Origin of the sequence: Candidatus Nanopelagicus limnes (assembly GCF_002287885.2) — a bacterium.
Lineage (GTDB): Bacteria > Actinomycetota > Actinomycetes > Nanopelagicales > Nanopelagicaceae > Nanopelagicus > Nanopelagicus limnae.
The window spans coordinates 1,101,260-1,123,140 of sequence record NZ_CP016768.2 but is presented as its reverse complement, the minus strand read 5'-3'; the positions used below and the strand labels follow the sequence as shown (position 1 = coordinate 1,123,140).

At 42.3% G+C, this 21,881-nt stretch carries 20 protein-coding genes and 4 tRNA genes; 19 read left to right on the top strand and 5 right to left on the bottom strand.

All coding sequences use genetic code 11. The features are described 5' to 3' along the window. Window positions 1-4 precede the first annotated feature (4 nt). Complete coding sequence (locus B1s21122_RS05780) at window positions 5-493, bottom strand: YajQ family cyclic di-GMP-binding protein (RefSeq protein ID WP_095680211.1); 489 nt, start codon at window positions 491-493, stop codon at window positions 5-7. A 66-nt stretch (window positions 494-559) separates the two neighbouring features. Between B1s21122_RS05780 and B1s21122_RS05775 the strand changes: the two genes are divergently transcribed. Together B1s21122_RS05775 and B1s21122_RS05770 are read left to right on the top strand one after the other, a co-directional pair. Beyond that, on the top strand, window positions 560-1,801 hold the full coding sequence (locus B1s21122_RS05775) for an alpha-hydroxy acid oxidase (RefSeq protein ID WP_095680212.1): 1,242 nt from the start codon (window positions 560-562) through the stop codon (window positions 1,799-1,801). Between the two features lie 58 nt (window positions 1,802-1,859). Next, window positions 1,860-1,944 (top strand) — tRNA-Tyr (locus B1s21122_RS05770). A 5-nt stretch (window positions 1,945-1,949) separates the two neighbouring features. On the opposite strand, the gene B1s21122_RS05765 is transcribed toward B1s21122_RS05770, so the two are convergent. Further along, a complete protein-coding gene (locus B1s21122_RS05765) occupies window positions 1,950-2,876 on the bottom strand; it encodes a hypothetical protein (RefSeq protein WP_095680213.1) in 927 nt (308 codons plus the stop codon). Window positions 2,877-2,914: 38 nt separating this feature from the next. On the opposite strand from B1s21122_RS05765, the gene B1s21122_RS05760 reads away from it, so the two are divergent. From B1s21122_RS05760 to B1s21122_RS05735, 6 genes are all read left to right on the top strand, one after another. Next, window positions 2,915-4,309, top strand: a complete 1,395-nt coding sequence (locus B1s21122_RS05760) for a glycosyltransferase (protein WP_095680214.1) — start codon at window positions 2,915-2,917, stop codon at window positions 4,307-4,309. A gap of 55 nt (window positions 4,310-4,364) precedes the next feature. After that, window positions 4,365-4,437: transfer RNA gene (locus B1s21122_RS05755), tRNA-Thr, on the top strand. 32 nt (window positions 4,438-4,469) lie between these two features. Next, window positions 4,470-4,543, top strand: a tRNA-Met gene (locus tag B1s21122_RS05750). A 129-nt stretch (window positions 4,544-4,672) separates the two neighbouring features. After that, entirely contained in the window at window positions 4,673-4,843 is a 171-nt protein-coding gene (gene rpmG, locus B1s21122_RS05745) for a 50S ribosomal protein L33 (RefSeq protein ID WP_009611904.1), read from the top strand. Window positions 4,844-4,856: 13 nt separating this feature from the next. After that, entirely contained in the window at window positions 4,857-5,543 is a 687-nt protein-coding gene (locus B1s21122_RS05740) for a hypothetical protein (RefSeq protein ID WP_095680215.1), read from the top strand. A gap of 9 nt (window positions 5,544-5,552) precedes the next feature. Further along, window positions 5,553-6,578, top strand: coding sequence for a UDP-N-acetylmuramate dehydrogenase (locus tag B1s21122_RS05735; RefSeq protein WP_095680216.1), 1,026 nt, complete (start codon window positions 5,553-5,555; stop codon window positions 6,576-6,578). Here B1s21122_RS05735 and B1s21122_RS05730 read toward each other — a convergent pair. Further along, the gene (locus B1s21122_RS05730) at window positions 6,575-7,789 is read right to left on the bottom strand and encodes a pyridoxal phosphate-dependent aminotransferase (protein WP_095680217.1); all 1,215 of its coding nucleotides are present in this window, start codon (window positions 7,787-7,789) and stop codon (window positions 6,575-6,577) included. The two genes, B1s21122_RS05735 and B1s21122_RS05730, sit on opposite strands and share 4 nt — an antisense overlap. A gap of 137 nt (window positions 7,790-7,926) precedes the next feature. Between B1s21122_RS05730 and B1s21122_RS05725 the strand changes: the two genes are divergently transcribed. The 9 genes from B1s21122_RS05725 (at window position 7,927) to B1s21122_RS05685 (ending at window position 18,968) form a co-directional block, all read left to right on the top strand. Then, a tRNA-Trp gene (locus tag B1s21122_RS05725) sits at window positions 7,927-8,000 on the top strand. A 55-nt stretch (window positions 8,001-8,055) separates the two neighbouring features. Then, window positions 8,056-8,280: a preprotein translocase subunit SecE gene (secE, locus tag B1s21122_RS05720; RefSeq protein ID WP_095680218.1), complete on the top strand. Its 225-nt coding sequence runs from the start codon at window positions 8,056-8,058 to the stop codon at window positions 8,278-8,280. A 17-nt stretch (window positions 8,281-8,297) separates the two neighbouring features. After that, the gene (gene nusG, locus B1s21122_RS05715; protein ID WP_095680219.1) at window positions 8,298-9,011 is read left to right on the top strand and encodes a transcription termination/antitermination protein NusG; all 714 of its coding nucleotides are present in this window, start codon (window positions 8,298-8,300) and stop codon (window positions 9,009-9,011) included. A 22-nt stretch (window positions 9,012-9,033) separates the two neighbouring features. Next, entirely contained in the window at window positions 9,034-9,465 is a 432-nt protein-coding gene (rplK, locus tag B1s21122_RS05710) for a 50S ribosomal protein L11 (protein WP_009611854.1), read from the top strand. 93 nt (window positions 9,466-9,558) lie between these two features. Beyond that, on the top strand, window positions 9,559-10,269 hold the full coding sequence (gene rplA, locus B1s21122_RS05705) for a 50S ribosomal protein L1 (RefSeq protein WP_095680220.1): 711 nt from the start codon (window positions 9,559-9,561) through the stop codon (window positions 10,267-10,269). A 211-nt stretch (window positions 10,270-10,480) separates the two neighbouring features. Beyond that, window positions 10,481-11,086 (top strand): 50S ribosomal protein L10, encoded by a 606-nt coding sequence (gene rplJ / locus B1s21122_RS05700; RefSeq protein WP_095680221.1) that lies wholly within the window; start codon window positions 10,481-10,483, stop codon window positions 11,084-11,086. Between the two features lie 66 nt (window positions 11,087-11,152). Continuing rightward, a complete protein-coding gene (rplL, locus tag B1s21122_RS05695) occupies window positions 11,153-11,536 on the top strand; it encodes a 50S ribosomal protein L7/L12 (RefSeq protein ID WP_095680222.1) in 384 nt (127 codons plus the stop codon). 141 nt (window positions 11,537-11,677) lie between these two features. Next, window positions 11,678-15,130 carry a DNA-directed RNA polymerase subunit beta gene (rpoB, locus tag B1s21122_RS05690; protein ID WP_095680223.1) on the top strand — a complete coding sequence of 1,151 codons (3,453 nt, stop codon included), beginning with the start codon at window positions 11,678-11,680 and terminating at the stop codon, window positions 15,128-15,130. A gap of 13 nt (window positions 15,131-15,143) precedes the next feature. Beyond that, a complete protein-coding gene (locus tag B1s21122_RS05685) occupies window positions 15,144-18,968 on the top strand; it encodes a DNA-directed RNA polymerase subunit beta' (protein ID WP_095680224.1) in 3,825 nt (1,274 codons plus the stop codon). Between the two features lie 27 nt (window positions 18,969-18,995). Here the strand turns inward: B1s21122_RS05685 and B1s21122_RS05680 are convergent, their stop codons facing one another. Together B1s21122_RS05680 and trhA are read right to left on the bottom strand one after the other, a co-directional pair. Next, window positions 18,996-20,078 (bottom strand): hypothetical protein, encoded by a 1,083-nt coding sequence (locus B1s21122_RS05680; RefSeq protein WP_095680225.1) that lies wholly within the window; start codon window positions 20,076-20,078, stop codon window positions 18,996-18,998. 3 nt (window positions 20,079-20,081) lie between these two features. Beyond that, window positions 20,082-20,717, bottom strand: a complete 636-nt coding sequence (gene trhA / locus B1s21122_RS05675) for a PAQR family membrane homeostasis protein TrhA (protein WP_095680226.1) — start codon at window positions 20,715-20,717, stop codon at window positions 20,082-20,084. A gap of 299 nt (window positions 20,718-21,016) precedes the next feature. Here trhA and rpsL point away from each other — a divergent pair, with 299 nt between their 5' ends. Together rpsL and rpsG are read left to right on the top strand one after the other, a co-directional pair. After that, complete coding sequence (rpsL, locus tag B1s21122_RS05670) at window positions 21,017-21,391, top strand: 30S ribosomal protein S12 (RefSeq protein WP_009611830.1); 375 nt, start codon at window positions 21,017-21,019, stop codon at window positions 21,389-21,391. Next, on the top strand, window positions 21,391-21,861 hold the full coding sequence (gene rpsG / locus B1s21122_RS05665; RefSeq protein ID WP_019851639.1) for a 30S ribosomal protein S7: 471 nt from the start codon (window positions 21,391-21,393) through the stop codon (window positions 21,859-21,861). The genes rpsL and rpsG overlap by 1 nt, the downstream gene beginning before the upstream one ends. The last annotated feature ends 20 nt before the right edge of the window (window positions 21,862-21,881 follow it).

Below are 21,881 nucleotides of genomic sequence, written 5' to 3'. Positions count from 1 at the left end.
GTAATTATCGGTAATTAGTAAATTGAACTGCAAAATCCCATGATTCTTTTTTAACCTGGGCAATTGCAGTTTGTAGATCATCCCGACTTTTACTAGATACTCGCAGCTCTTCACCCTGGATTTGAGTCTTAAGTGATTTTGGGCCACTTTCCTTTAGAAACTTGGCAATCTTCTTAGCATTCTCAGTTGAAATACCTTCTTTAAATTCACAATTAATTCGGTAAGTTTTTCCGCTTAACGCTGGTTCACCAGCATCCAGGTGTTTCAGTGACACATTCCGTTTAATCAACTTGTCCTTGAAAACATCAAGTGCAGCCTTGGCTCGCTCTTCTGTGCTGGATTCCAAAACAACCTTCAAGCCAGTTTTTTCGATTTTAGTATCGGTATTCTTAAAATCAAACCTGGTAGCGATCTCTCGGTCACACTGATTAAAGGCGTTATCTAACTCCATTTGGTCTATTTTTGAGATGATATCGAAACTGCTGTCAGCCATGTCTATACTTTACTAGTTAAATAGAAAGAGTTTTTACAGAACTCATCAAGATTGATTGGAGCGGTAGTGAGCCAAGTGAAGGTTAAGCGGCGCATACCTAGCCCAAAGGATCTTGCACAGTTACTTCGGTTTAGAAAAATAATTCTCAGTCCTCGTAAGCGCAGATTAACTAGAGCGCTAACTATTTATGATCTACGAGATATTGCTAAGCGACGCACACCGCAGGCACCATTTGATTACACCGATGGCGGCGCAGATACCGAAACAAGTTTAACTCGTGCTCGTGCTGCATATGAAAAACTAGAGTTTCAACCAAAAATTTTATTAAATGTTAAAGATGTGGATCTTTCAGTTCAAATGCTTGGTAAGAAAATGAGTATGCCACTTGGAATTGCACCAACTGGTTTCACCAGAATGATGCAAACTGAAGGTGAGTATGCAGGAGCTTGCGCCGCCGCAGATGCTGGAATTCCTTTCACACTTTCAACTATGGGCACTCGATCAATTGAAGATGTCGCAAAAGCTGCGCCAACTGGGCGCAATTGGTTTCAACTTTATATGTGGAAAGACCGCGACCGCAGTATGGCACTAGTTGATAGAGCCAAAGAGGCAGGTTTTGATACCTTAGTTTTAACAGTTGATGTTCCAGTAGCAGGTGCAAGATTAAGAGATGTTAGAAACGGAATGACTATTCCACCTTCACTAACTTCGAAAACTATTTTGAATGCAATTCCACGCCCGGCCTGGTGGATTAATTTCTTAACCACAGACCCACTTAAATTTGCATCCCTTGATTCCTGGAATGGCACAGTTGCTGAGTTACTTGATTCTATGTTTGATCCAACAGTTACTTATGAAGATTTAAAGTGGATTAGAGGGCAATGGAATGGAAGCCTTGTTGTTAAAGGAATCCAAAATGTTGATGATGCGGTGATGTCAATTGATGCTGGTGCTGATGCAATTATTCTTTCTAACCATGGTGGACGCCAATTAGATCGCGCACCGGTCCCATTGCACTTGTTACCAGAGGTAGTTAAAGCTGTTGGCAATAAAGCAGAGGTTCATGTGGATACTGGAATTATGCATGGTGCTGATGTTGTTGCAGCTCTTGCAAGTGGAGCGAAATTTACTTGGATTGGCAGAGCTTATCTTTATGGCTTAATGGCTGGTGGAAAACCTGGCGTTGATCGCACTTTAGAGATTCTGCGCACACAAATTAGTAGAACTATGAAATTACTTGGTGCAAGAACAGTTGCGGAGTTAAACCCAGATCATGTTCGATTTATTGCAAGATACAGCGATAAATAATTGAACTTTTGGCATAACAAGTAGTCAGGCTTTACACTTCACCACGCTTAACAATCCTGGCGGGTTGCCCGAGCGGCCAATGGGAGGGGACTGTAAATCCCCCGGCTCTGCCTTCGAAGGTTCAAATCCTTCACCCGCCACCAAGAAATTAAAGAGAGTACTTATTTAGTAAAGATTTTAAGTTTGGATCATTTCTATTTTGATTACCGGTACTCCATAAACCATCTTCTTGCGTGCCAGTAATAAACTCTAATTTGCTATAGCCAGGCATTCGCTTGGTTGTTACGCCTGCTCGTTTGCTTTGTACGTACCACCATAGATCATCAGTATGCAGTGACAATGTTTTATAGGTTTCTTCATCTAAAACATCTTTATGGAAAAATTCCTTTTTATATAAGGTGCCAGCACCTGAAGTGGCAAAGAAATCTACATCTGGACCATTTGAAAGTGAGTAATTCTTCGCCCACTTACTATAAGGGGCGATACTGCCATCTGATTCATAAGCTACTTTATGGACCCTTGAGGCAATAATGCTTTTTGGTGTTAAGTGATGCTGAACCATTAATTTAAGCGTTAGGTCTGTTTCAAAAAACAAATCATCATCAACAACAATAATAGGTAGATTCTCCACTAGCTTTAAGGTTGGAATTAACTTCTTTCCAGGACCTAAATCAGCACAAGAATTAATCTTAAGAATCCCGCCCGCCTCTAAATTCTTGATTGCAGGGGGCAGTTTGTCCAAATCTGATTGAGCAATATTTAGATATATCTGCTTAGGTATCAAATGTTGGTTTAATAGTTGATCTATTGCAATGCCAAGTGTTGAAAATCTAGCTGGATGGCTAGTCAAAGAAATTACATGATCCCAACTTACGTTTCTAAACTCTTTAGTATTTGGTATAGCAAGATGATTAAGAATATGGCTCCTGCCACTTGCGCGGAGCATATTGATGTTCTCCATCAACTCTCGTTGATGTTTAGTGGCTTTCGTACCAAGATTTCGTGCTGTACGAATTAGATATAACAGAGTGAATATTTGTAATACCAAAATTACGAGCAATAGTGCGTTTCTCATTCAAGCTTCCTAACTTTGGTTGCAGTTATACTAATTTCATGTCTAAGCCAACCATTATTCTAGCGACAAGTAATGGAATAGGCATGGGCCACTTAACCAGAGCTAGTGCGGTCGCATCTGAATTAAAGGATTTTGCAAACCCAATTATCATTTCGATGGCTTCAGGTGTAGTTGAAGTGCCTAAAATTGCAAATGTAAATTTTGAGTATGTCCCAGGGCGTGATCGAAAATGGATGGGTCGATTTGAATGGGATAAATACTTACGGGATCGAATTGTTGCATTGATAGATGAGACGGATGCAAAAATTGTTAGCTTTGATGGCGTAGTGCCATACCCAGGAATTATAGGAATAAAAAGTTTTAGGCCTAAGGTTAAATTAGTTTGGGTACGAAGAGGATTTTGGCAAAAAACTTCTCAAAGATATTTACTAAATCTGCAGTCAAAGATGATGGATTTAATTATTACCCCGGGAGATTTCGGACAAAGTTATGACAAAGGTCCAACTGTAGGTAGGTCAGATTCAACAGTAGTTAAACCAATATCAATTTATAATCGTAAAACCTCACTAGATAAAGTTGCCGCAAGAAGTTTGCTTGGCTTAGATCAAACTCGTCCTGCAGTATTAGTGCAACTGGGAATTGGCGAGGCTGACTTAAATGCCAAAATGACAGCGGCACTAAAAGGTTTAATTAGCTGGCCAAATTTGCAAGTAGTTTTAACAAAAGAACCTACCGATTCGGCTGGTGAAAATCTTGCACCAGCAGGTCTAGATATAAAAGTAATTAGACATTTTCCACTAGCAAATGTTTTAAGCGCATTTGATGCTGCGATATGTGCTGCTGGCTATAACAGTGTGCATGAGGAACTTGCTGCAAATATTCCAACATTGTTTATTCCAAATGTAAGAGGAACAGATAATCAAGCTGAAAGAGCTAGATGGGCAGCCGATAACCAGGTGGCCTTAACGGTGGATCAATCAAAGTTAGATCAAATAACAATTATGGTTTCTAAACTTACCGATTCTAAAGTAAGGCAAGAATTGGCTAAGAATTGTGCCAATCTACCGGAGGTCACTGGGGCAGCTGAAGTAGCAAATATATTTAAAGATTTACTCAATAAACCTGCTAAAGATGAAAATGAAATCTCTAAAACATTATTTAAGTTAAAACTACAAGATATTTTTGGCAGAGGTTGGCGTGGCACTGTCTACTCCGGGCTACAACTTTTAACTATCATTTATCGAATGATTAGACCTCATAAAGAAGTGAAAGTTGCAAATACTTTAGAGATTAAAACTTATGAAGGAAATGAAAGTGAGCAATTAGGTAAGTTAATAAAGAGCGGAAATCCTTTTGAGCATCTGCTATTAGGCGCTTCATCTGCTTATAAAAATAGGCGTATTGAGATTGCGAGTAAGGCCTACTTAAAGTAATTAAGCCTTCAATTCGTAATTAATAAAGCCGGGTTGTATCCTTAGCCAGCACTTCGCCCCCTTAGCTCAGTTGGTAGAGTGTTTCCATGGTAAGGAAAAGGTCAACGGTTCGATTCCGTTAGGGGGCTCGAACAAAAAATAAATATTGAAAGTTAAGTTTGGCGGGGTAGCTCAGCTTGGTAGAGCAAGCGGCTCATAATCGCTGTGTCGTGGGTTCAAATCCCGCCTCCGCTACTAGAACAAAAGATATAAATGCAGATAGAAATACGCACCAATTTCAGTAAATGGTGGGGGTCAGGTAACCTCACCCAACGAATAAGTTAACGATTAGGTTAATTCAACTACAAGGCTAGGAGCTCAACCATGGCAAGCAAAAGCGCAGATGTTCGTCCAAAAATTACAATGGCATGTGTTGAGTGCAAAGAGCGCAACTACATCACTCGCAAAAATCGTCGTAATGATCCAGACCGTTTGGAACTTAAGAAGTTCTGTCCACGTTGTAAGTCTTCACAACTTCACCGCGAAACTCGTTAATTAAAACCCGCCAATGGCTGGGTCAATTCGCATCTGCTTAATCGCAGAAGGCTTTCTTGAAGATTTAGTAACTTGTGTTGATTCAATTACTAGCAACACGAAAGTCCCGATAAGTATCTACGCCAATGGGAAAAGTAATTGGATATCACCTGATCAATTTGATTCAAAACAGGTAAGCCTGACCCAAGAGAAAAACCCACTTGGCTGGGGAAATGTTATTAACCATTTCCTTAATACCTTCAGCGAGGATTACTTACTTATTATGGACACCTCCACAACTTTTACAGCAGATCCAATTGCGCAAACTCTTCAATCTCTTGAAGCTGGGTATCAGGGTGTTGGCTGGAAAGGTGGATTGGTAAATCTTGAGGATGAATGGCGAACTACCACCGATAAAGGCGCCGGTGAAGTTGATGTGTTATTTGGTTATTACTTTGCCCTAGATCGTAAGTTTGCAATTTCAGCTGGTGGAGCAAATCCAAGTGCGAAGTACTACCGCAATGCAGATTTAGAGTTATCACTTGCGATCAGGGATGCTGGTGGAAAATTAATGCAGATAGATCTACCACTATCTCAAGGTAGGCATCATGGTTATCACGATGTTGATCCTGATTACCGAGATAAGAACTCACGTAAGAATTATCAAAGAATTCTGGATCGGTTTAGAGGAAAAAATGAGATCCTCTCACCACGTCGCTAGGCTTATCTAATGGAGCAGTTATCTAATTTCACCACATTAAAGGTTGGTGGCCCTGCGCAAAAAATTGTCCATGCCCATACCGAAGATGAATTAGTTGAGTTTGTAAAAGCTGCTGATAAAGCTGGCGAAAAAGTATTGATATTAGGTGGTGGCTCTAATTTGTTGATTAGTGATGCCGGATTTGCTGGCACAGTAATTCGAGTTGAAAGTAAAGGTAACGCGCTTGATTACGACGCATGCAGTGGCGGAATGATTGAGGTTTCAGCTGGGGAAGATTGGGATCAATTTGTTGAGCAAACGATTGAAAAAGGATTTGCTGATCTTGAATCCCTAAGTGGAATTCCAGGAACCGTTGGGGGAGCACCGATTCAAAATATTGGAGCTTATGGACATGAAGTAAGTGAAACTATTGCCAGAGTTAAAGCATATGATCGTAAAAAAGGTGAGGTCATAACTTTCACAAACGAGCAATGTCATTTCTCTTATCGCAATTCTGCCTTTAAAGAAGATGCTGGCCGGTATGTAGTTTTAAATGTGACCTTCCAACTTCGAAAAGGTGAGATGTCGCTACCTATTACCTATGCAGAGTTAGCAAATTATTTATCAGTAAACCTGGGTGATCGAGCTCCAATTATGAAGGTGCGCAATGCAGTCCTTGAACTTCGTGGCCGTAAGGGAATGTTAATTAATTCAACTGATGTGAATTCAAACTCTGCTGGATCTTTTTTTGTTAACCCAATTCTTACTAAAGATATGGCAGATAAGTTGCCAGCAGATGCCCCGCGTTGGCCCCAATCAGATGGCAAAGTTAAAACATCTGCAGCTTGGTTAATGGAGCACGCTGGAGTTAATAAGGGTGAAAAATTAGCTGGTGCTCAAATTTCAAATAAACATGTTTTGGCATTAACAAACTCAGGTGATGCAACAGCCGATGACATAATTGAATTAGCCAAAATGGCCAGGGCGAAAGTCTTTGAAAAGTTTGGGATTAAGTTAGAGGCTGAGGTGCAATTAGTTGGGCTAGATTTAAACTAAACAGCTTCACTTAAAAGTTTTTTAACTCTACCAATGCCTTCAACAATGTCTTCATCACCTAGCGCATAAGAAAATCGAAGGTAACCAGAAGGACCAAAGGCTTCACCTGGAACAGCTGCAACCTCAACCTCTTCCAAAATTAAAGTTGCTAACTCCGCTGAGGTTTTTGGAGTTTTACCTCTAATAGTTTTTCCAAGCACGCCTATTACTGATGGATAAACATAGAAAGCACCAGTTGGCGTTGGACAGCTAACACCAGGGATCTCATTTAGTAATTTAACAATTAATTTGCGCCTGCGATCAAAAGCTTCACCCATCTTGTGAACAGCAGATAAGTCACCAGTAAGGGCGGCAATTGCAGCACGTTGGGAAACATTTGAAACATTTGAAGATAGGTGTGACTGCAGATTTGTAGCGGCCTTTATTAAATCTTTAGGACCAATCATCCAGCCCACGCGCCAACCAGTCATCGCATAGGTCTTAGCTACTCCATTAATAATTATGGTGCGATCGGCAAGTCCTGGTACTGCCACACAAATACTTGGAGACTTAGCTCCGTCATATAGAAGGTGTTCATAAATTTCATCAGTGATTACCCAAAGATTATTTTTTAATGCCCACTCACCAATTTCCTTTACCTGCGCTGGTGAGTACACCGATCCAGTTGGATTAGATGGTGAACAAAATAGAAGAACCTTAGTTTTAGGAGTTAATGCTTTCTCCAATTGTGCAACTGAGACTAAATAATTTTGAGATTCATCAGCAAAAACTTCAACCGCTTTGCCACCGGCTAATTTGATGCACTCAGGGTAGGTAGTCCAAAAAGGTGAAGGCAGAAGTACTTCATCACCTGGATCTAGAACTGATGCAAATGATTGATAAACAGATTGCTTGCCACCATTGGTAACTAATACCTGATCAGCAGTAATTTCATAATTTGAATCTCGCTTAGTTTTCTTAACAATTGCATCCCGTAATTCAGGCAATCCCGGTGTTGGTGTGTAGCGATGATTTGCTGGAAGTTTTGCCGCATCAATTGCAGCATTAACAATGTAATCAGGAGTTGGAAAATCTGGTTCGCCCGCACCAAAACCAATAACTGGACGACCAGCTGCTTTTAACGCTTTGGCTTTGCTATCAACGGCAAGAGTTGCAGACTCTGCAATTGCTGCTATTCGTTTTGAAACTCTTGGTTTTTCAGATGCGCTCATGGGGGCTTAAGTCTGCCATCTACGCTTAAAATTGGCTTACCATTTATCTCAGTTTTACCTTTCTGAGTAACCCACCTACAATTTCTCCCCCGGCGCTTGTATTAGGTCATGATTTTTCATGCCTTAATTCGGGACGAAGGGCAGTAGCTCAATTGGCTAGAGTTGCCGTCTCCAAAGCGGCCGGTTGGGGGTTCGAGTCCCTCCTGCCCTGCAAGTAATAGGTAAGAAGTTGTAGAAAGAAAGATAACGAGTAAAGGAAAAGGTAGATGAGCGAAGAGATCGTCTCAACTGAAGAAGCCAAGGGCATCTTCGGTCGCATTGGCCTGTTCTATCGCCAAGTTATCTCCGAGCTAAGCAAAGTTGTTTGGCCAACTCGTAATCAACTTACAACATACACAGCTGTAGTTTTAGTTTTCGTTGGATTTATCATTTTAGTGGTTTCAATCTTTGATCTAATTTTGACCAAAATAACTTTCTGGATTTTTGGCTAAGGCGAATAGGAAAAATGATGTCAATTGATACGCCAGCTAATCCACCAGTGGATGCATTTGAAGCAGCCTTGGCAGTTACCGAGAGCGCTCCGATAATTGAAGAGGTAATCGCACCTGTAATTGAAGATGTGGTTGAAGAGAGCGCACTGGACGAAAATGATGAGAATGCTGAATTTAGAGCTGCTCTTCGCAACGCCCCAGGTGAGTGGTTTGTTGTTCACTCCTACGCTGGATATGAAAAGAAAGTAAAGGGAAATTTAGTAAACCGAATCCAATCTTTAAATATGGAAGATTTCATATTCCAGATTGAGGTTCCAGAGGAAGAGGTTCGTGAACTAAAGAATGGCGCAATCAAGGTTGTAAAGCGCAATGTTTTCCCAGGCTATGTATTAGTACGTATGGAGTTAACTGATGAATCTTGGTCATGTGTTAGAAACACACCAGGAGTTACTGGCTTTGTTGGTAACGCCCATCATCCATCACCTCTTACCTTGGCTGAAGTTGAGAACATTCTTGCACCACGTCCACTGAAGAAGGACGGCAAGATTGCAATGAAGGATATTGATTATTCAATCGGTGAATCAATCACTGTTATGGATGGTCCATTTGCAACTCTGCCAGCCACAATTTCTGAAATCATGCCAGAGCAGGCGAAGCTAAAGGTATTGGTTTCTATTTTCGGCCGCGAGACTCCAGTAGAGCTTTCATTCCACCAAGTTCAGAAGATTTAACTAGAAGAGAAAAGGAAAAAACATGGCACCAAAGAAGAAGGTAACCGCACTTATTAAGTTGCAGATTCAGGCTGGAGCTGCAACACCAGCACCACCGGTTGGTCCTGCTTTGGGTCAGCATGGTGTGAACATCATGGACTTCGTTAAAGCGTATAACGCAGCAACTGAGAGTCAAAAAGGAAACATCATCCCAGTTGAAATCACAGTTTTCGAAGATCGTTCATTTACATTTATTACAAAAACTCCACCAGCATCACGTTTGATTTTAAAGGCTGCTGGAATTGAAAAGGGATCTGCAATCCCTCACAAAGATAAGGTTGCTAATCTAACTAAGTCACAAGTTGAAGATATCGCCAAGCAAAAGATGGTGGATCTAAATGCTAATGACTTGGAGATGGCATCTCGAATTATTGCCGGTACTGCTCGTTCGATGGGTATTACTGTCTCTAACTAAAAAATAAAAAAATGTGGGAGAACCTCGCTGGTTCGCAAAAACCACAACCCCAATCTTGAAAACCCTTTCAAGATTTATGTATGAGGAGAAGAAATGAAGCGAAGTAAGAAATATAAGGCCGCTGCAGAAAAGATTAAATTAGATAATCTTTATATGCCAGGTGAGGCAATGCAGTTGGTTAAAGAGACTTCAACTGTTAAATACGATGCAACTGTTGATGTTGCACTATTTCTAGGTGTGGATCCAAAGAAAGCTGATCAAGCGATCCGCTCCACTGTAAACCTGCCACATGGAACTGGTAAGACTGCCAGAGTTTTAGTTTTCGCAGGTGGCGAGCGCGCTGAAGAAGCACGCGCAGCCGGTGCTGACATTGTTGGCGCAGATGAATTAATTGATGAAGTTGCTAAGGGTCGTCTTGATTACGACGCAGTAGTTTCAACACCTGAATTAATGGGAAAGGTTGGCCGACTTGGAAAAGTTCTTGGACCTCGCGGTTTAATGCCAAACCCAAAGACTGGAACGGTAACTACCAATGTTGCCAAAGCTGTTACTGATATTAAGGGTGGAAAGATTGAGTTCCGCGTTGATAAGAATTCAAACCTTCACTTTGTAATTGGCAAGACTTCATTTACTGCTCAGCAATTAGCTGAGAACTATGCAGCCGCAATTGAAGAGGTAATGCGAGCAAAGCCATCTTCATCAAAGGGACGATTTATTAAGTCAGCCACTATCTCTTCCACGATGAGCCCAGGTATCAAGCTAGATACCTCAGTTGCTCGTGATGGTGGAGCCCAGATCCAATAAATAAGTAGTTTTGACTTGGGTAGGCCTAACCGCCTACCCTTGGCTTATTCAAGCCGGACTAAGAAATTAGTAAGGCTAGAAACCAAAGACTGCAGGTCTTTTAAAGTAAATCTTTAAAAGGTAATTGTTGAAAAACAACCCGCATAGGTGCCAACGATTACCTCGTGTGCATTTATGCGCCGGGGTTTTTCTTATTTAGAAAGGATGCCAAATGGCAACCCCAGATAAGACAGCTGCTGTGGCAGAGATCGTTGAAGATTTCCGCACCGCAAATGCAACTGTGCTGACTGAGTACCGCGGTCTTTCCGTTGGTTTAATGAAGCAACTACGTAGATCACTTGGCGTAAAAAACAAGTATTCAGTAGTAAAGAACACCCTGACAAAAATTGCTGCAAAAGAGGCGGGCGTTGATTTAGATCCAGCATTACTTGCTGGCCCATCTGCTGTTGCATTTATCAAGGGTGATCCAATTGATGCTGCTAAAGCATTACGTGATTTTGCTAAAGAGAATCCACTTCTAATTATTAAGGGTGGAATCTTTGACGGCAAGGCAGTAACAACTGCTGAGATTATGCAACTTGCTAATCTTGAATCTCGCGAGGTTCTCCTTGCCAAGATTGCTGGTGCTATGAAGGCATCAATGTCTAAGGCAGCTCGAACATTTGACGCACTTCGTATCAAGATGGAGGCCGGTGCACCCGCACCAGTTGCCGCCGAAGTTATTGCTGAAGCAGTTGTAGAAGCACCCGTTGCACAGGATGCAACACCAGAAGTTGTCGCCGAAGCAGCACCTGCTGCTGAAAGCACAGAAAACTAAACCGACCCCCAACCCCCGTACTCATACCAAGAGTTGGAGTCGGGATTAGCAGAAAAGGAAAGAACAATGGCAAAGCTAAACACCGCAGATCTATTAGGTCAGTTCAAAGACATGTCTTTGGTTGAACTAACAGAGTTTGTTAAAGCATTTGAGACAGAGTTTGATGTAACAGCTGCTGCACCAGTTGCAGCTGCTGCTGCAGGTGGCGCTGCCGCCGGAGCTGCCGATGCTGCGCAAGATGAGTTCACCATCATCCTTGAGGATGCTGGTTCTCAGAAGATTGCAGTTATCAAAGAGGTTCGCGCACTTAACTCCAGCCTGGGTCTAAAAGAGGCCAAGGATCTAGTTGATGCCACCCCAGCAACCATTATGGAAAAGGCTGATAAGGCAACCGCCGATAAGGCAAAGGCTGCGTTTGAGGCTGCTGGCGCAAAGGTCACAATCAAGTAAATACCTTGAATTAGACAGAAGGGGCAGGGGTTAGATACTCTGCCCCTTCACAATTTTAAAAACCAAAAGGTCCAAAGCATATAGCGGCTAAGACCTAGCGGTAGCCGTGTGTTTTAACGCAGTTAACTACTGGAGGAAACTTTGGCCGCTTCAAAAACTAAATCTCATGCTCCACGTCGTGTTTCATTCGCAAAGATTCGTGAACCACTTGAGGTTCCAAATCTGCTTTCACTTCAATTAGAAAGCATTGATTGGTTACTAGGTAACGAAGCATGGCGCGCTCGCCTAACCGATGCTGAAAAATCACATCGCGGTGAAGTGCCAAAACAATCTGGACTTGAAGAAATTTTTGAAGAGATCTCACCAATTGAGGATTTCCAAGGATCGATGTCACTTTCATTCCGTGACCACCGATTTGAACCACCTAAATACACAATCGCTGAGTGCAAAGAACGCGATATTACTTATGCAGCTCCACTTTTCTTAACCGCTGAGTTCACTAACAACATCACTGGTGAAATTAAATCTCAAACTGTTTTCATGGGCGACTTCCCACTGATGACACCACGCGGAACTTTCGTAATCAACGGAACTGAGCGCGTTGTTGTTTCACAGATCGTTCGCTCACCTGGTGTTTACTTTGAGCGCACAATTGAAAAAACATCTGATAAAGATATTTTCACTACAAAAATTATTCCAAGCCGTGGTGCTTGGCTTGAGTTTGAAGTTGATAAAAAAGATATGGTCGGTGTTCGTATCGATCGTAAGCGTAAACAATCTGTAACTGTATTTTTAAAAGCTCTTGGTTGGAGCAGCGCACAAATTCTTGAGCAATTTGGTGAGTTTGAATCAATCAAATTAACTTTAGAAAAAGACAATGTTGAAACACAAGATGAGGCGTTGTTAGATATTTATCGCAAGCTTCGTCCAGGTGAGCCACCAACTAAAGAGGCTGCACAAAACTTAATTGAAAACCTTTATTTCAATCCAAAGCGATATGACTTAGCAAAGGTTGGTCGATTTAAGATTAATAAGAAGCTTGGTTTGGAGTTAGATCTAAGCCGCGGCCTATTAACAATTGAAGACATTGTTGGAACAATCAAGTACTTAGTGGCCCTTCATCGCGGAGATGCTTTGATGGAGTACGGCAAAGAGGTTCGTGTTGAAACTGATGACATTGACCATTTTGGTAACCGTCGTCTACGTACCGTTGGTGAGTTAATTCAAAATCAGGTTCGTACCGGTCTTTCTCGTATGGAACGTGTTGTTCGTGAGCGCATGACCACCCAAGATGTTGAAGCAATTACCCCACAAACTCTGATCAATATCCGTCCAGTTGTTGCATCAATCAAAGAGTTCTTTGGTACATCACAACTTTCTCAATTCATGGATCAAACAAATCCACTTTCAGGTATGACACACAAGCGTCGTCTATCTGCCCTTGGGCCTGGTGGTCTATCTCGTGAACGAGCTGGCTTTGAAGTTCGAGATGTTCACCCATCTCACTATGGACGTATGTGTCCGATTGAAACACCAGAAGGTCCAAACATTGGTTTGATTGGATCTCTTGCAACGTATGCTCGTGTTACACCATTTGGTTTTATTGAAACTCCTTATCGCAAGGTTTTAGATGGCAAGGTTTCAGATCGCATTGATTACTTAACTGCTGATGAAGAAGATGAGCACATTATTGCCCAGGCAAATGCGCCGTTAACTGAAGATAATCACTTCGCTGAGCCACGCGTATTAGTACGTCGTCGTGGTGGTGAGGTTGAAAACATTCAAGCATCTGAAGTTGATTACATGGATGTTTCACCACGTCAGATGGTTTCAGTTGCAACTGCAATGATTCCATTCTTAGAGCATGATGATGCTAACCGTGCGCTGATGGGTGCAAACATGATGCGCCAAGCTGTGCCATTAGTAAGAGCTGAAGCACCATTAGTTGGAACTGGTATGGAGTTTCGTGCCGCAGTTGATGCTGGCGATGTATTACTTGCCCGCAAATCAGGTGTGGTAACTGAGGTTAACTCTGATCAAGTACTTGTTAAAAACGATGATGGCTCAACTGAAACTTACTTTGTTGAAAAGTTTGTTCGCTCAAACCAAGGAACTAGCCGAAACCAAAAGGTTGTTGTCTCCGTTGGCGAGAAGATTGAAGCCGGCGCAGTAGTTGCAGATGGTGCAAGTACTGAGATGGGCGAAATGGCATTGGGTAAGAATCTACTTGTGGCATTTATGTCATGGGAAGGTCATAACTATGAGGATGCGATCATCCTTTCCCAACGTCTAGTTCAAGATGATGTGCTTACCTCAATTCATATTGAAGAGTATGAAGTTGATGCACGCGATACCAAGTTGGGTGCTGAGGAAATCACTCGTGATATTCCAAATGTTTCTGAAGAGGTATTAGCAGATCTTGATGAGCGCGGAATTATTCGCGTTGGCGCAGATGTTGTGCCTGGCGATATTTTGGTTGGAAAAGTAACACCTAAGGGTGAAACTGAATTAACACCGGAAGAGCGTTTACTTCGCGCAATCTTTGGTGAGAAGGCTCGTGAAGTTCGCGATACATCTCTTAAGGTTCCACACGGTGAATCTGGCAAGGTAATCGGCGTAAGCATTCAAGATTCTGAAGAGGGATTTGAATTAGCAGCTGGTGTTAACCAGGTAGTTCGTGTTTATGTTGCACAAAAGCGCAAAATTCAAGATGGTGACAAGCTTGCTGGCCGGCACGGCAACAAGGGTGTTATTTCAAAGATTTTGCCAGTTGAAGATATGCCTTTCTTAGAAGATGGCACACCAGTTGATGTTGTACTAAATCCACTTGGTGTTCCAGGACGTATGAATGTTGGTCAGGTATTAGAGACTCACTTAGGTTGGGTTGCTAAATCTGGATGGAAATTAGAAGGAAATGAAGATTGGCAAAAATCATTACGTGCTAATGGTCACGCCGAAGCGCCAGCAAATACCAAGGTGGCAACACCAGTATTTGATGGAACTAAGGAAGAAGAGTTATCAGGACTGCTTGGTTCAACTCTGCCAAACAAAGATGGCATGCGTTTAATTGGTGCAGATGGTAAGGCTCAATTATTTGATGGCCGCACTGGTGAGCCATACAAGCAAATGATCTCTGTTGGTTACATGTACATCTTAAAGCTGCACCATTTAGTAGATGACAAGATCCATGCTCGTTCAACCGGTCCTTACTCAATGATTACGCAACAACCGTTGGGCGGAAAAGCTCAGTTCGGTGGTCAGCGCTTTGGTGAGATGGAAGTTTGGGCGTTGGAAGCATATGGCGCCGCTTACACACTGCAAGAGTTGTTAACTATTAAATCTGATGACGTGTTAGGTCGCGTAAAGGTTTATGAGGCAATTGTTAAGGGTGAAAATATTCCAGAGCCAGGTATTCCTGAATCATTCAAGGTTCTGGTTAAGGAAATGCAATCACTTTGTTTAAATGTTGAAGTACTTTCTTCAGAAGGTGTAGCGATTGAAATGCGCGACACTGATGAAGAGGTATTTAGGACCGCCGAGGAGTTAGGTATCAACTTATCCCGAGTTGAGCCAAGCTCTGTAGAAGAAGTGTGAGGAGAAGATAACCATGTTAGATGTTAACTTTTTTGATGAGTTAAGAATTGGTCTTGCCTCCACTGACAATATTCGTGAGTGGTCATTTGGTGAGGTTAAAAAGCCAGAGACAATTAACTACCGAACCCTAAAGCCTGAAAAAGATGGTTTATTTGATGAGAAGATCTTCGGACCAACTCGTGACTGGGAATGTTATTGCGGTAAGTACAAGCGAGTTCGATTTAAGGGAATCATTTGCGAGCGATGCGGCGTTGAGGTAACTCGTGCCAAGGTTCGTCGTGAGCGCATGGGACATATTGAATTAGCAGCTCCGGTTACTCACATTTGGTATTTCAAGGGTGTACCAAGCCGTCTTGGTTACCTACTAGATCTAGCACCAAAGGATCTTGAAAAAGTAATTTACTTTGCTGCATACATGATCACTGAGGTTGATACTGAGGCTCGCGCTGAAGATATGCCAACTTTAGAGAAGAAGTACGCATCAGATTACAAAAAGGTTGAGTCACGCCGGGATCTTGAATTAGATGCCAGAACTAAGAAAATGGAATCTGATTTAGCAGATCTTGAAGATGAAGGCGCCAAGGCAGATGCTCGCCGTAAGGTGCGCGAAGCTGGTGAGCGCGAACTAAAGACACTTCGTGATCGTTCTCAGAAAGAACTAGATCGCCTAGAAGCAGTATGGAATCGCTTTAAGAATCTTAAGGTTCAAGATCTTGAAGGAGATGAATCTTTATATCGTGAACTTCGTGATCGTTACGGTGTTTACTTCAAGGGTTCAATGGGCGCGCAAGCAATTCAATCTCGTCTTGAAACTTTTGATCTAAAAGCTGAGTTTGATAAATTAAATGAGTTATCACAAACTGGAAAAGGTCAAAAGAAGACCCGTGCTATTAAGCGTTTAAAGGTTGTTAACTCATTCTTAAATACTAGAAACAAGCCAGCATCAATGGTGCTTGATTGTGTTCCAGTTATTCCACCAGATCTTCGTCCAATGGTTCAACTAGATGGTGGCCGATTTGCAACCAGTGATCTAAATGATTTATATCGCCGAGTAATTAACCGTAATAATCGTCTAAAGCGCTTAGCTGATTTAGGTGCACCTGAGATTATTGTTAATAACGAAAAGCGTATGTTGCAAGAAGCGGTTGACTCATTATTTGATAATGGTCGTCGTGGTCGTCCAGTAACAGGACCTGGAAATCGCCCACTTAAATCACTTTCTGACATGCTAAAGGGTAAGCAAGGACGATTCCGTCAAAACTTACTTGGAAAGCGCGTTGATTACTCTGGTCGTTCCGTGATTGTGGTTGGTCCACAACTTAAGTTGCACCAGTGTGGTCTGCCAAAGCAGATGGCACTTGAATTATTCAAACCATTCGTGATGAAGCGTTTGGTTGATTTAAATCATGCTCAAAATATTAAATCTGCAAAGCGTATGGTTGAACGTGCTCGTCCAGTAGTTTGGGATGTATTAGAAGAGGTAATTGCTGAGCATCCAGTACTACTAAACCGTGCACCAACTCTGCACCGTCTTGGTATTCAAGCATTTGAACCACAATTAGTTGAAGGAAAAGCTATTCAGATTCACCCATTAGTTTGTACTGCATTTAACGCAGACTTTGATGGTGACCAGATGGCTGTTCACTTACCTCTATCTGCAGAAGCTCAAGCAGAGGCTCGCGTATTAATGCTTTCAAGCAATAATATTTTATCTCCAGCGTCCGGCCGTCCGATTACATCTCCTACCCAGGACATGGTGCTTGGTCTTTACTTCCTAACCTCACTACGTGAGAAGCAATTAGGAGAGGGCAGAGCATTCTCATCAATTGCTGAAGCGGTTATGGCATTTGATCAAGGCAGCCTTTCATTGCAAGCAAAAATTAAGCTTCGTATTGATAAGAGTGGTGTTGGCGAAACTCGTGAGACCACATTAGGTCGTGCTTTATTTAATGAGGTACTACCTGCTGATTTCCCATTTGTTGATTACGATGTAACTAAGAAGCTTCTTGGTTTAATTGTTGATAATTTGGCTGAAGGTTATGCCAAGGTAACAGTTGCACAAACCTTAGATGCACTTAAGTCACTTGGTTTCTACTGGGCAACTAGAGCTGGTGTAACTATTTCAATTAATGATGTTGTAACACCAGGTCGCAAGCGCGAAATCTTGGAAGGTTATGAAACTAAAGCTGACAAAGTTCAATCACAGTATGAAAAGGGATTGATTACTGATGATGAGCGTCGCCAAGAGTTAATTGAGATTTGGACACTTGCTACCAATGAGGTTGCAAAAGAGATGGAAGATAACTTCCCTCGCACTAACCCAGTTTGGATGATGGTTTACTCAGGTGCACGTGGAAATATGATGCAGATCCGCCAAATTGCAGGTATGCGCGGACTTGTAGCTAACCCAAAGGGTGAAATTATTCCTCGTCCGATTAAATCAAACTTCCGTGAAGGACTTTCAGTTCTGGAGTACTTCATTTCAACTCACGGTGCTCGTAAAGGTTTGGCTGATACCGCACTTCGTACCGCTGACTCAGGTTACCTAACTCGTCGTCTTTGCGATGTTGCACAAGATGTAATTATTCGCGAGGAAGATTGCGGAACTGATCGTGGCCTAACGCTAAAGATTGCAGCAAAGGATTCAACTGGCACATTAGTTCGTGATGACCATGTTGAAACATCTTTGTTTGGTCGCAACTTAGCTGAGGATATTTCAGCTGGTGGAAAAGTTATTTTGACCGCCGGAACTGATCTTGGTGATCGCAACATCGACACATTAGTTGCAGCAGGCGTTGAAGAGGTAAAGGTTCGCTCAGTTCTAACTTGCGATAGCAAGGTTGGACAGTGCGCAATGTGTTACGGACGATCAATGGCCGCTGGCAAGATTGTTGATGTCGGCGAAGCTGTTGGAATCATTGCAGCTCAATCAATTGGTGAGCCAGGAACGCAGTTAACAATGCGTACCTTCCACACCGGTGGTGCTCAGTTACTTGGTGAAACTCAAATTACCCATGGTCTACCTCGTGTTCAAGAGTTGTTTGAGGCTAGAACTCCAAAGGGTGTTGCACCAATTGCTGAAGCAGCTGGCACAGTTTCATTCTTAGAAGATGCCAAGGGCAAGAAGATTGTGGTTACCCCAGAAGATGGTGGTGAAGCGGTTGCTTACCCAATTACTCGTCGTCAAAAACTTCTAGTTGAAGAGGGACAACGCGTTGGAGTTGGTCAACAATTAGTTGTTGGCGCAATTGATCCTAAGCAAGTACTTCGTATCTTGGGACCACGTCAAACTCAGATTCACTTAGTAAGTGAAATCCAAGAGGTTTATCGTATGCAAGGTGTTTCTATCCACGATAAGCACATTGAAATTATCGTTCGCCAAATGTTAAAGCGCATTACTGTGCTTGAACCAGGCGATGCTGATTTATTACCAGGTGAGTTAGTTGAGCGCGGTCGCTTTGAAGAAGAGAACCGTCGCGTAGTTTCAACTGGTGGCAAAGCAGCTTCTGGTCGACCTGAGTTAATGGGTATTACCAAGGCCTCACTTGCAACTGAATCATGGTTATCAGCGGCTTCATTCCAGGAGACAACTCGTGTTCTAACCGATGCGGCTTTGTCTGAGAAGAGTGATCCACTACTTGGTCTAAAGGAAAACGTAATTATCGGTAAGTTGATCCCAGCTGGAACTGGACTTGCTCGTTATCGCAACGTTCGAGTTGAGCCAACTGAGGAAGCAAAGGCTGCAGTTTATGCCGCATACGATGAATTCGAGTTCACACCATTTGAGTCACAAGGATCAGGTGAAGCAGTTCGTTTGGATGAGTTCGAAGTTCGCTAAACAAATTAATTACGAAAGTGGCCGGCGCTAAATAATTGCGTCGGCCACTTCGCATTTAACGCTACTGCTACCAACAGTTGGTACTTGATCAGGAGTGATATTTGTTTGACCTGAGTAAATTGTTGATGGCCTTGGTGAAAAACTTAAACCTTCAGTTTTCCAAGTGATAATTTCTTTACCCGCTTTATCAAAGGCGATCAGATCACAGCGATAACTTTGATCTGCTTTGATTCCTAATATATTAAACTGTGAGAGTACGTAGTAACCAGTCTCTGGGTCATGAAAGGTTTTAGTCTTTACAACTTTAACTTCCGCTGGCGCGTACTTTGGCACCTTATTAATATAAGAGCTTTTCTCATAGATATATGCGTAGATCTCACTAATGTTTCCGCAATCTGGTTCATTAGGATAAACACAATCCTGCACACCATTCACGCTAAAAACATTTGCCTGATCACTCCATTGCATAACACCCCAATCTGGTGCTTCATTTGGATTGGCAATTACATCCCAAACACTTTTTTGCCATAGATAAAAGACAACTGCATCAACTGGCTCACCCTTAGTTGGGGTGTAAACAATCTTTGCCGATTGGATTGGTTTAAAGCCACCGGGTCCAAAGGTCCAGCCAACTTGTTCTTCACTCATTTGCTGCAATTTCATTTGCGGGAATAGATAAAGTGGAAGCTTCATATCAAATGGAATAAGCCCTAAACCTTGGTTGTAAACCACTTTTTTGCAATCAGATACTGGTTTATATGTATATCCCTCACCTATTAGCTCATCGGAAGATTTAGTTAAAGTTATTTGTCGCTTTGATTCAACTCCTTCAGATTGGAAGGTGAAATCAATAGTTAACTTATCTGCAGCCAAATTTCCTGTGAAAACACCGTAGGAGCTATCTTTTTCATAGTTTTGAAAAATTAGTTCACCAGTTAACTGTTCAGTGGTTGGATCTTTTATTTGAAGTAAGGAGTTTGAGTCACCAACAGTTGCGTGGTAGCAGCTTTGTAGTTTTGAAGTAGAAGGAAAAAACTTAGGTTGAAACAATCCAAATAAAAATGCAATAATTAAAATTGCAATCGGGATAAGAATATTCTTACGAGCCAACTTTTAACCTTTCAAAAATACCGTAAGCGCACCAGCAATAAAATGGCAGATGAAGGCAGCTGCTGTCATTGCGTGAAATAGTTCATGAAAACCAAACCAGTTGATTGAAAAGTTTGGTTTTTTAAGGGCATAGATAACACCACCTGCTGAGTATAAAACTCCACCAATTAAGATAAGTACAAATATCGCTACTCCACCTGATTGTAAGAAATCTGGTAAATAAATTACGGCAGCCCAACCAAGTGCGATATAGCCTGAGACATATAACCAGCGCGGTGCTGATAACCAGAAAATTCTAAGTAGTGAGCTAAGCAGCGCTCCACCCCAAGCGACAATCAATAAGATCTTGGTTTGATTTGGTTCCAATAAATACACAGCAAAAGGCGTGTAGGTGCCTGCAATTAGAATTGAAATATTTGAGTGATCGATTCTGCGCCAGATAGCTTTGTTTTTATCATTCCAAGCGATGCGGTGATACAAAGCGCTGCAGGTGAATAAGGTGACTGCAGTTAAGGTGAAGATTCCTAAGGTAATTCGCCCGCGTAGCTCATCGGCCAAGGTAATTAAGGTCAATCCAGCCACCAAACTAAGTGGTGACATAACTAAGTGGACAATCCCGCGCAATTTAGGCTTTTTCACCTATTAACCATAGGTGGCTAGGGCCTTTTTCCTTCGGCGTGTCGCAGCAGGCAGATTGATGGGGGTAGGAGTAAAAGCACCGTTTTGACCGGGGCCCTCGCACTGGGCTACCCTTCCCGTCCTGCTCTTTTCAACTTAGGAGCTGCACTAAAACATGCAATTTCGATTGCATCTGATCTGCAAGGAATGGGCAACACGCCCGACCTCGTGGGTCGGGAAAGTGTGGTTAATAAGTGAGAAAAAAGTTTAGATAAATAATTTAAAAATTATTTATTAACTTACAAGTTATAGGAGATGTAGTGCCAACAATTCAGCAGCTGGTCCGAAAGGGTCGCGCCGAGAAGACAGATAAGACGAGCACACCTGCACTAAAAGGTAGCCCGCAACGTCGTGGCGTTTGCACACGTGTTTATACAACTACACCTAAGAAGCCAAACTCTGCGCTTCGTAAAGTTGCACGTGTACGTCTAACAAGTGGCATGGAAGTAACTGCATACATTCCTGGTGAAGGACATAACTTGCAAGAGCACTCAATTGTTTTAGTTCGTGGCGGTCGTGTTAAAGATCTACCTGGTGTTCGTTACAAAATTGTACGTGGCTCCCTTGATACCCAAGGTGTTAAAGATCGTAAGCAATCACGTTCACGTTATGGTGCAAAGAAGGAGAAGAAGTAATGCCACGTAAAGGCCCGGTCGCAAAAGATCCTGTTGTTGCAGATCCTGTATACAGCTCTCCTGTCGTTACATCTTTAATTAATAAGATTTTGATGCATGGTAAGCGTTCAACTGCTGAAGCTATTGTTTATGGCGCACTTGAGAGCTGCCGCGCAAAGACAAGTGGTGATCCAGTAATTGTGTTAAAGCGTGCATTAGATAACGTAAAGCCAACTGTTGAAGTTCGCTCCCGTCGTGTGGGTGGTGCAACTTATCAAGTACCAGTTGAGGTAAAGCCAGCTAGAGCATTAGCTCTTGGTCTTCGTTGGATTGTTGATAATTCAAGAGAGCGCCGTGAGAAATCAATGGCTGAGCGTTTAGGTAATGAATTAATTGATGCTAGCAATGGCTTAGGCGCAGCGGTTAAAAAGCGCGAAGACACCCACAAAATGGCTGAAGCAAACAAGGCGTTTGCTCACTATCGCTGGTAATAAAAGAGAAAACGGGAGAA